The sequence below is a fragment of the Microcystis sp. M109S1 genome, assembly GCF_020247025.1.
Taxonomy (GTDB): Bacteria; Cyanobacteriota; Cyanobacteriia; order Cyanobacteriales; family Microcystaceae; genus Microcystis.
The window spans coordinates 1-9,969 of the sequence record NZ_JADBRW010000125.1; the positions used below are offsets into that span (position 1 = coordinate 1).

Annotated in this window: 10 protein-coding genes and 1 pseudogene; 8 read left to right on the plus strand and 3 right to left on the minus strand. The window is 43.0% G+C overall.

Annotation, left to right across the window (positions count from 1 at the left end):
* Positions 1 to 101: 101 nt before the first annotated feature.
* Together IM322_RS05960 and IM322_RS05965 are read right to left on the minus strand one after the other, a co-directional pair.
* Positions 102 to 293, minus strand: a complete 192-nt coding sequence (locus IM322_RS05960; protein WP_287677294.1) for a hypothetical protein — start codon at positions 291 to 293, stop codon at positions 102 to 104.
* Positions 294 to 480: 187 nt separating this feature from the next.
* Positions 481 to 794 (minus strand): annotated as a pseudogene (locus tag IM322_RS05965) (hypothetical protein); the annotation flags it as partial.
* A gap of 550 nt (positions 795 to 1,344) precedes the next feature.
* Between IM322_RS05965 and hoxE the strand changes: the two are divergent.
* From hoxE to IM322_RS06005, 8 genes are all read left to right on the plus strand, one after another.
* On the plus strand, positions 1,345 to 1,854 hold the full coding sequence (hoxE, locus tag IM322_RS05970; protein WP_193961689.1) for a bidirectional hydrogenase complex protein HoxE: 510 nt from the start codon (positions 1,345 to 1,347) through the stop codon (positions 1,852 to 1,854).
* A gap of 28 nt (positions 1,855 to 1,882) precedes the next feature.
* A complete protein-coding gene (gene nuoF, locus IM322_RS05975; protein ID WP_287677296.1) occupies positions 1,883 to 3,490 on the plus strand; it encodes an NADH-quinone oxidoreductase subunit NuoF in 1,608 nt (535 codons plus the stop codon).
* Positions 3,491 to 3,612: 122 nt separating this feature from the next.
* The gene (locus tag IM322_RS05980; RefSeq protein ID WP_287677298.1) at positions 3,613 to 4,098 is read left to right on the plus strand and encodes a Tic20 family protein; all 486 of its coding nucleotides are present in this window, start codon (positions 3,613 to 3,615) and stop codon (positions 4,096 to 4,098) included.
* A gap of 73 nt (positions 4,099 to 4,171) precedes the next feature.
* Entirely contained in the window at positions 4,172 to 5,545 is a 1,374-nt protein-coding gene (locus IM322_RS05985) for a gluconeogenesis factor YvcK family protein (RefSeq protein WP_287677300.1), read from the plus strand.
* Positions 5,546 to 5,718: 173 nt separating this feature from the next.
* The gene (gene psb34 / locus IM322_RS05990; RefSeq protein WP_002783665.1) at positions 5,719 to 6,027 is read left to right on the plus strand and encodes a photosystem II assembly protein Psb34; all 309 of its coding nucleotides are present in this window, start codon (positions 5,719 to 5,721) and stop codon (positions 6,025 to 6,027) included.
* A 252-nt stretch (positions 6,028 to 6,279) separates the two neighbouring features.
* Positions 6,280 to 6,489 carry a DUF3134 family protein gene (locus tag IM322_RS05995; protein ID WP_287677303.1) on the plus strand — a complete coding sequence of 70 codons (210 nt, stop codon included), beginning with the start codon at positions 6,280 to 6,282 and terminating at the stop codon, positions 6,487 to 6,489.
* Between the two features lie 142 nt (positions 6,490 to 6,631).
* Positions 6,632 to 7,792: an N-acetyltransferase DgcN family protein gene (locus IM322_RS06000; protein WP_287754155.1), complete on the plus strand. Its 1,161-nt coding sequence runs from the start codon at positions 6,632 to 6,634 to the stop codon at positions 7,790 to 7,792.
* 4 nt (positions 7,793 to 7,796) lie between these two features.
* Positions 7,797 to 8,882, plus strand: coding sequence for an alanine/ornithine racemase family PLP-dependent enzyme (locus IM322_RS06005; protein WP_287677307.1), 1,086 nt, complete (start codon positions 7,797 to 7,799; stop codon positions 8,880 to 8,882).
* A 144-nt stretch (positions 8,883 to 9,026) separates the two neighbouring features.
* On the opposite strand, the gene IM322_RS06010 is transcribed toward IM322_RS06005, so the two are convergent.
* Complete coding sequence (locus IM322_RS06010) at positions 9,027 to 9,764, minus strand: ABC transporter ATP-binding protein (protein WP_286825918.1); 738 nt, start codon at positions 9,762 to 9,764, stop codon at positions 9,027 to 9,029.
* Between the last annotated feature and the right edge of the window lie 205 nt (positions 9,765 to 9,969).

The window sequence follows — 9,969 nt, forward strand, 5'->3', positions numbered from 1 at the left end:
GTCAAACCGCCGACACCATCGGTCAAAGCAGGGAGGCATCGCGGCTGGGGTTGTCTCTTTCATCGCCGATTTCTCAACGTAAAGTGCTTACTCTGTAACGATTATACTCGATTGGACTTTTGTTGAGCGTTTAAGTCCCAATAGTCAAAATCAGGTTTCAGATTCATCGAGGGATCAGCTTGCGATCGCCTTTGAGCAAAATCTCGCCAAAGAGGAGAGATCGCTATTGCATCTTCAGGTCTAGCTAGTCGTTGATGATACATAGTTTCGCCAAGATTATGCTTGTTTTCCATACTATATTCTGACAAGTCTGCTTTGGCAACAGATAAGTAGTCACTGATAAATGATAACTGGTAACTGATAAGCTAAACGGCGCTTAACCTGCATGATCCAATAGCTATAACCCTTTTGGAGTCTATATCGGTGATCCGAAGTAAAAGCCGTTTAGCTTATTACAAAATTACCCCCAGTTTGTCAAGCCCCAATTTCCTCGCCAATTTTCTTGCCACGTCTATTCCCCGTAACTCCATATTACTTATTAAAGGCATGGTTTTTTCCTCCTCAAATTGTTTAATTTTACTCTCTAAACTTGAATGTAATTCAGTGGATAAAGCATCATATTGTCAATGATTTCAAACAGCTTAATTATCTGTTCCCTCTCGAAATACTTTTCATACAATCCCCTGATTAACTTCCACTTCCACTGTTCCCGTTGGTGGCAGCTTCCCAGTAGTCGCTTTTGTTTTCAGGTGTGCCACGACGATTATAGCAAAAGGATTACTACTTGCTTCCAATTAGTCACTGATAACTGATAACTGGTAACTGATAACTGAATAGAGTTTGTCAGCGAAACGTTTTTTTGTCTTAAAGTCCAGAAAACGGGTTTCTTCAAGAAACCCGTTTTCTAGGTGGGTTCATTTTGATGGAGGATATAGCTTTATTCTTCAATAAGTATCATCTTCTTATCTTATCGAGTGCGATTGCCTTTCTTATATTCATCTGAAACAGGTTAGGGAAGTGGCTTAAAAAAAATTAGCTTCAGCAGGGTTGACAAACTTGCCTTGAACCACTTGATCAATGAAGTAGTCGTGCAGAATTTTGCTATTTTTGAGAGAGGCACTCTGGCAAGGGGCGGCTTTTTACCCCATTCCCGATCTCCTAAATCCCTGACCGGTCACTGATAACTGAAAAATCCCCTATCCCCCAATAACTAAAGGAAAGATAAAGTTATCGATCGCCCTCCGGAGCCAGTGTCAGAATAAAAGCAGGGAGATGACCAAGGAAAACCGACAACTCTCCATCTTTTTCCCGTCATCGCCCCTAAAATTTATTTGGTTCAGATTTATGCAAACTGCCAATCCTCGTCAAACGGAGAAAAAAGAGCATCCCAGTGGCGATAAACGCTTCAAAGTCCTCGACATTACCATGAAGCGGGCAGGATATAATCAATCAGCCCTGATTGAAGTCCTGCACAAAGCTCAAGAAGCCTTTGGATTCCTAGAAGAAGATGTTCTCCTCTACGTTGCCCGGGCGCTAAAACTGCCCCTCAGTCGCGTCTATGGGGTAGCAACCTTCTACCATCTCTTTTCCCTGAAACCGGCGGGAAAACACACCTGTATCGTCTGTATGGGGACTGCTTGTTATGTCAAAGGCAGCGGCAAAATCCTCGAAGACATCGAAAACACCTTTGATGTCAAAGTGGGAGAAACCACCGCCGATGGAGAAATTTCCCTAGTGTCGGCCCGTTGTATCGGGGCCTGTGGGATTGCGCCGGCCGTGGTCTTCGATGGAGTCGTGGCCCCTAAACAAGATTCGGAAACTGTCTTAGCGAAACTACAGAGTTTCTCCCAGTAATTTTTCACTCTAGTGGATTGAGAAGAATATGGACTTACAAGAATTATTGGCAGTGGCCGAGAAAGAAAAAACTAGACAAAAAAGCATCCGGGTGCATTGTTGCACTTCCACCGGTTGCCAAGCTGCTAACTCCCTCCAAATCAAAAAAAACCTCGCCACTGCCGTCAAAGAAGCAGACCTAGAGGATAAAGTCGAAGTGGTCGGGGTCGGTTGTATGGGTTTTTGTGGTCGCGGTCCGTTGGTGGAAGTGGATCCCCAGGATCTCTTATACGAAGAAGTCACCCCGGAAAGTGCGGCCAGCATTGTTGCGGCCTTAAACGGCGGCAAAACCGAGGTGCAATTAGGGGACTCAAAACATCCCTTTTTCTCCCATCAAGTCAAAATTGTCCGGGAAAATAGCGGTAAAATCGATCCCGATCGCATTGAGGAATATATCGCCGTCGGGGGTTATCAATCTCTCTACAAGGCCCTCTACGAGATGACTCCGGCCCAGGTGGTGGAGGAAATCACCAAAAGCGGTTTGCGCGGCCGGGGAGGTGCGGGTTATCCCACCGGTTTAAAATGGGCGACGGTGGCTAAACAACCGGGTCAACAAAAATACGTTATCTGTAATGCGGATGAAGGCGACCCCGGGGCGTTTATGGACCGTAGTGTCTTGGAAAGTGACCCCCATTTAGTCCTGGAAGGAATGGCGATCGCTGCCTATGCTGTGGGGGCCGATCATGGTTATATCTATGTTAGAGCCGAATATCCTCTGGCGATCGATCGTCTGCAAAAAGCGATTAATCAGGCCAAAAAATTTGGTTTAATGGGTTCCCAAGTATTCGAGTCCACTTTCGATTTTAAGGTGGATATCCGCATCGGGGCGGGAGCTTTTGTCTGTGGAGAGGAAACCGCTCTCATCCATTCCATCGAAGGCGGCCGCGGCACTCCCCGCACCCGTCCCCCCTATCCGGCCCAATCAGGCCTCGATGGTTGTCCCACCCTGATTAATAACGTGGAGTCCTACGCTAATATCGCCGCTATTATCCGCGAGGGAGCCGCTTGGTACGCCAATATCGGTACTGCCACCAGTAAAGGGACAAAAATCTTCGCTTTAACGGGAAAAATCGGCAATAATGGGCTGATTGAAGTGCCAATGGGCATTACTCTCCGGGAAATTGTCGAGGAGATGGGGGGTGGTGTTCCCGATGGTCAAGTGAAAGCGGTACAAACCGGCGGCCCCTCTGGGGGTTGTATTCCCGCTAATTTACTCGATACTCCCGTGGATTACGAATCCTTAGCCAAACTCGGTTCGATGATGGGATCTGGGGGGATGGTGGTCATGGATGATAGTACCAGTATGGTGGAAGTGGCGAAATTCTATATGGAATTCTGTCGCGAGGAGTCCTGTGGTAAATGTATCCCCTGTCGCACGGGAACAGTACAAATGTTTGAATTATTGGCCAAAATTATCGCTCGAAAAGCCGATATTCACGACCTCGAAAACTTAGAACATCTCTGTCAAATGGTCAAGGAAACCAGTCTTTGTGGTCTTGGCCAAAGCGCTCCCAATCCGATTTTAAGTACCCTAAAGTATTTTAAGGAGGAATATCTGGCTCTGTTACAGGAAAGCAAGCACCCTGTCTCTGTTTGAGAATAACTCGATCGAGGCCCAACAGTGTTCGGCCTCGATCAATTTTTTCGGTTACGGGAAGTCTGGTGGGCTGCCGGGTTATCTTGAAAAGAGTTAGCAGTAGTCTCAGGAGACAATAGATTATGACTTGGCGCGGCTCAACCGATACAAAAGATCGCATTTTTGCAGCTTTAGTATATCTTTTACCCTTATATTCGGCTTTTGCCTTCGGTATCTTTATCTTTCAGCAAATTCCTTTTTTAGGAGCGGCCTTAGCAATAGTTTTAGCTCCCTTAGCTTTTCTCTATAGTTCTCTGGGAAGCTTTGGCAGTTTAATTATCTTTTTCGTCCTCTTTTTCGCCGTGGTACGCAATCCCCGCATCAGTCATTTTATCCGGTTTAACACCATGCAGGCGATTTTAATCGATATTTTGGTGTATTTATTGGGATTGGCCTTAGGTTTCGTCGCTAGGGGTTTAGGGGCGAATTTGGTGGTAGAAACTCTTTTTAACGTCGTCTTTTTGGGAGCATTTGCCGCCTGTGTTTACAGCATTATACAGTCGGTTATCGGCAAATACGCCGATATTCCCACAATTTCCGAGGCGGCCTATTCTCAAGTGGGAGGTTAGGTCAGCTTGAGTTTGTCCCCTTTTTCGGCTACAGTCTCTCCAGAATCAATGCGTTCGCTGCCAGGCCACATCTATGAGTCCATTTAAACAGACCCTACGGGAACTCAACGCTCAGAAGGGGAAAATAGCCGCTTCTGTGGGCAGAAAAACGCCTAAACGAGTTAATCGTTGGTTTAAATGGCTTTCTCCCGGTCTTTTTGTCAAACGCTGGCTTTTAATCAGTTTAAGCGGCGTTTTTCTCACCTCCTTCGGTTTGGCTATTTGGGTAAAATTAACCCCGGTTAATCGCTTTTTAGAGTTTGTTTCCCAAGCATTAGAAATGATCGCCCGTTTAGTCCCCAATTCTGTTTCCGGGCCGCTGGCGGTTTTGCTGGGTGTCTTTTTGTTATTCTGGGGTCAGAGTCGCACCGTCGAAACGATTACAGAAGCACTACAACCGGACGCATCGGAGGAATTAGTTGATCGCCTACTGGCCCATCGTCGTCTCCATCGCGGCCCGAAAATTGTGGCAATCGGTGGCGGTACGGGTTTATCGACGCTTTTACGGGGTTTAAAACAGTATAGTTCTAATATCACCGCTATTGTCACCGTAGCTGATGATGGCGGTTCTTCGGGCCGATTACGCCGGGAAATGGGCATTTTACCCCCGGGGGATATTCGCAATTGTATCGCCGCTTTGGCCGATGAGGAAAAGTTATTAACGGAATTGTTTCAATATCGCTTTCATGCTGGGGATGGTTTATCGGGCCACAGTTTTGGTAATTTATTTATCAGCGCTATGACCGAGATTACCGGCGATCTGGAACAGGCGATCGATGCTAGTGCCAAAGTTTTGGCCATTCGCGGCAAAGTGCTACCTGCTACCCTTACCGATGTTAGTCTCTGGGCTAAGTTAGCCGATGGGCGCATTATTGAGGGAGAATCGAAGATAACCGAAGCTATGGGGCAAATTCGTCAGATTGGCTGTCATCCTGCCGATCCGGTCGCTTTACCGGCTGCTTTAGCGGCAATCAAGGAGGCAGATTATATTATCATCGGGCCGGGTAGTCTTTATACCAGTATTATCCCTAATTTGTTGGTTCCCGCAATTCGTCAGGCCCTAGCACAGGTGACAGTCCCCCGTGTCTATGTTTGTAATATTATGACCCAGCCGGGGGAAACGGATAATTATTCGGTGGCTGATCATATTCGGGCGATCGAAAAAGTCTGCGAGGAACGCGTCTTTGATGCAGTTTTAGCCCAAAGAACTGCACCATCGCCCCAATCTCTACAATTATACGCCCAAGAGCATAGTCATCCTGTGTTTTTAGACCGCGAGGAGGTGGGAAAAATGGGTTATCGCATTGTTTTAGCGAATGTAATGGCAGAAGATGAAGTTACTGCCAAAGTTAGTCATGATCCCCAACGTTTAGCGCGAGTTTTATGGCGCTGGTATGCTAAAAAGTGAATAGCGAGTTGACTAAATGTTTTTATCTAGCTTTGTCAAGTTATAAAATCATATTTTTTGCTTTAATTTGCCGACATTAGCCAAATTTGCTGATTAAAGCCCTAGGAAAAAATTAGCCTAAAAACCATTTCGCATTATTCTGTGTTATACTCAGATTTTCAAGAGAGATGATCATGCACTACTCTACTAAATCTAATCAAGAGACAGGTGCGACAGTCTATTCCCCAAGCGATGGAAGTGAATTAATTCCTGCTGAGGTTAAACTAGATATAAACGGGCAAAACTATCAATCACTTAATATACCTCTCCCAGAGGGCTATACAGTAGATGATGAAGGAATCATCAATAACTATGGTAGCGAACCCAAGATTTATCTATCAAAATACCCATCTTTAGAACAGCAAAAATGGTATATTTTGCAAGGATTAGGGGCGGTTTTGTTGGTTGCTTTGGTGTTATTAATCACCTTTTCCGTTAGCTAGATAAAAACCGTAGGATTGACATTTAAGTTGAGCGAGACAAGAAAACTTTAATTTACACCATAGAGTCTGCATCCCAAGTATCGGGAGCATATATTGGAACCGACTCTATCTATCTGTCCAAATAGTAAATCTGACAGCTGAACTTTTTTACTTTGCTAAACTTGACAATTTTTTTCAGTTTTTTGTGGGCTTCTTCGTGATCAACAATAGAACAACCAATAGAGATAACTTCTCAAAGGAAATTCAACAGGTATGAAATTTAATCCTTCTATTAGTCAAGAACCTCGCTATCAGGCAATTCCTGTTATGCAGATAACTTCCAAAGAAACCCTTCTCCATTGGTTAGAACGCACAGGAAGATTAAAATTACGTCAATCTGATGCTCATCCCGATTCGCAAATTTTAGAAGAACTAGACGATATTATCGATCCAGATAATTATGCTATAGAAGAAGAGGAATAAATAGTCTTAAGTAGGTGGGTGGAATTAAATATAAGATGAACGTAGGTTGGGTTGAAGCATGAAACCCAACGCCCGCTCATGTTACGCTACTGCTAACCCATCCTACAAATAATTGTGCCTCCCTACTTACTGGGAGTTAGGAGTGAAATTTCAATTATCTAATATTCAGGAGATTAAGAAAGTGGTATCAACGAAAAAAACGGCTTTAATTTACTGTGAAAATCAATTTGGACGTGTGGACGGAAAAACGGCAGCTGGCTTGATCCGACAATCAGAAATATATACAATTGTTGGTGTGCTGGATAGTTCCTTAGCAGGAAAAGATGCGGGAGAAGCATTAGGAGACAAAAAAAATCATATTCCCATTTTTGCCAATTTACAAACAGCCTTAGAAAAACTTAGAGATGTTCCCAATTGTTATATCTACGGCAAAGCACCCTTAGAAGCGTTTATTCCCCCCCTAGAAAGGCTGCTAATTTTAGAAGCAATGGCACAAGGAATGGATATTATTAATGGTTTGCATCAATTCTTCTCCGAGGATTTAGAATTTAGGGAGCAAGCTAGTCAGTATGGTGTGCAAATTACAGACATTCGTAAACCACCACAATTAGCTGATCTTCATGTATTTACTGGGCAAATTTCCCAAGTAAATATACCCGTTATTGCCTTTTTAGGAACCGATTGTGCTTGCGGAAAAATGACCACTGCGGTAGCAGTTAATCAAACTCTCCAAGGCTTGGGTATTAAGTCTGTCTTAGTCGCTACTGGACAAACTAGCTTGATGCAGGGAGCAAGATATGGGGTTTCGATCGATGCTTTGGTTTCTCAATTTGTCATCGGTGAAATTGAAAATGCTGTGGTTCAAGCTTTTGAGCAAGAAAAACCCGATATTATTTTAGTGGAAGGACAAAGTTCTCTGAGTCATCCTGCTTTTATGAGTTCCGTGGGAATTTTGAAAGGAAGTATGCCCGATGGGGTTATTTTACAACATCCCCCAGCCCGAAAATTTCGCTGTGATTTTCCTCATTTAGCCATGGCAAAATTACAGGAAGAAATTTCACTAATTGAGGCAATTTCTCCCACTAAAGTTATCGCTATTGCGATTAATCACGAAAATCTCACTGCAGCAGCCACTGAGCGTATTATTGCCAAATATGAGCGAGATTTTCAGTTACCGACTACTGATGTTTTGTTACACGGATGTGAGAAATTAGTCCAAGCTTTATGCGCTCGCTTTCCGAAATTAAACCAGAAAATCAAAGGGGAAATTTTAGCTGCAATTCCCGCAATTGGGAGCAAATAGGCTGATGAAAGACCTTTTACCCAGAATCGAGATTTCTCTCCCGAAAATACGCCATAATGCTCGTTTACTCTGCCAATTCTACGGCAGCAAGGGACTTTCTGTGATGGGAGTTTCCAAAGCGATTTTGGGTGATCCCTCGATCGCCTTGGCGATGATTCAAGGTGGAGTCAACTTTATCGCTGACTCTCGAATCGAAAATATTCTCAAAATGAAACAAGCAGGAATAGTGACAACTTTTGTTCTGTTGCGTACTGCCTTGAGTCAAGCAGAATCAGTGGTTAACATTGCAGATATCAGCTTAAATACCGAATTAGCAACAATTCAGGAACTTTCCTATTATGCTCAAGAAAAGCAAAAAATACACCGCATTATTATCATGACGGAGTTAGGAGATTTACGCGAAGGTGTACTGCCGAAAGATCTCGTCAAGTTCATCAAAAAAACCCTCGCTTTTCCCTTTATCAAAATTATTGGACTGGGTTGTAATTTGGCTTGTTATGGAGGTATTAAACCTGATAGCCATAATATGAGCAAATTATCTGTGTTAACAGATACAATTGAGCAGGAATTTTTAATAAAATTACCGATTATTTCAGGAGGCAATTCTGCTAACTATCAATGGTATCAAAAAAGTAGCGAAGTTGGTCGGATTAATAATCTGCGTTTAGGAGAATCAATTTTATTAGGTTGTGAAACAGTTAATCGACAAGTGATACCAGGCTTATATACCGATGCTTTTCGGTTAATTGCTGAAGTAATCGAATCCAAAGATAAACCATCTCTACCCTCTGGAGAAATTGGTCGAGATGCTTTTGGTAATGTTCCCAGCTTTATCGACCAAGGCATTCACCGTCGACTTATTATTGCATTAGGAAGACAGGATATTCTTATCTCTGGATTACAAACAAGTCAGGAGATAAAAATATTAGGTTCTAGTAGCGATCATCTAGTTCTTGATAGTCATAACAAGAGTTTAAAAGTAGGAAGCGAAGTCAGTTTTAATCTTGATTACGGAGGACTTTTAACAGCCATGACTTCTCCTTTTATTACTAAAAGTTATGCTCTCAATGCAGTAGCACAAATGTATTGATCGATTAATAAATATCCACAGATATATTTAGGGTCTGCTGGCTTATCACCTTGACATCAGCGCCGTAGAGATTTGTGCCCAATTACTATCCTATCGCTAAATTCTGGGAAGAAATCAAAATCCCCCTAAATCCTTAACAAATTCCTAATCATCTCGTTTGGCACCATGATAAGCAGCCCCGAGGTATAATTCCCCTACTTTCGGGTTATTGAGTAAATCTTGACCCGATCCCTGAAAACGATCTTGACCACTTTCTAAAACATAACCTCGATCGGACATCATTAGGGCTTTTTTGGCATTCTGTTCCACTAAAATAATTGCAGTTCCCGTCTGATTAATCGCTTTTATCTGTTCAAAAACGCTGGTTACTAAGATAGGAGATAAAGCTGCCGAAGGTTCATCGAGAATTAATAAATCCGGTTGCAACATCAGCGCTCGTCCCATGGCTAACATCTGTCTTTCTCCTCCGGATAAAGTGCCAGCTTTCTGACGACGGCGCTCAAGCAAACGGGGAAACATGGCATAAATGCGCTCTTTTAAAGATTTTATATTTCCTTTGCTCGTAAAAGCTCCCATTTCAAGGTTTTCTTCAATGCTCAGGGATGGAAAAACATTAGCAATTTGGGGAACATAACCCATTCCGAGGGGAACGATTTGATTAGATTTCCAACCGGCGATATTTTGTCCCTTAAAAGTGATAGTTCCAGCACTGGGTTTTAATAAACCAAAAATCGTCTTAGCGAGGGTAGATTTTCCCGCACCATTGGGACCTATAACCGTGACTAATTCCCTCGGTGCAATGCGAAAGTTAACCCCTTGCAATATGTATAAATCCTGCACATAACCAGCATAAACTTGTTCAACTTCTAAAAGATAATCCATGGTAAGGTAAAAAGGAGATAGGAGACAGTAATATGAATTATGAATTATGAATTGGGAAGTGGGAAGCATTTTCAGTGAACAGTAATCAGTGAACTGATAACTGATAACTGATAACTGATAACTGATAACTGATAACTGATAACTGATAACTGATAACTGATAACTGATAACTGATAACTGATAACTGATAACTGATAACTGATAA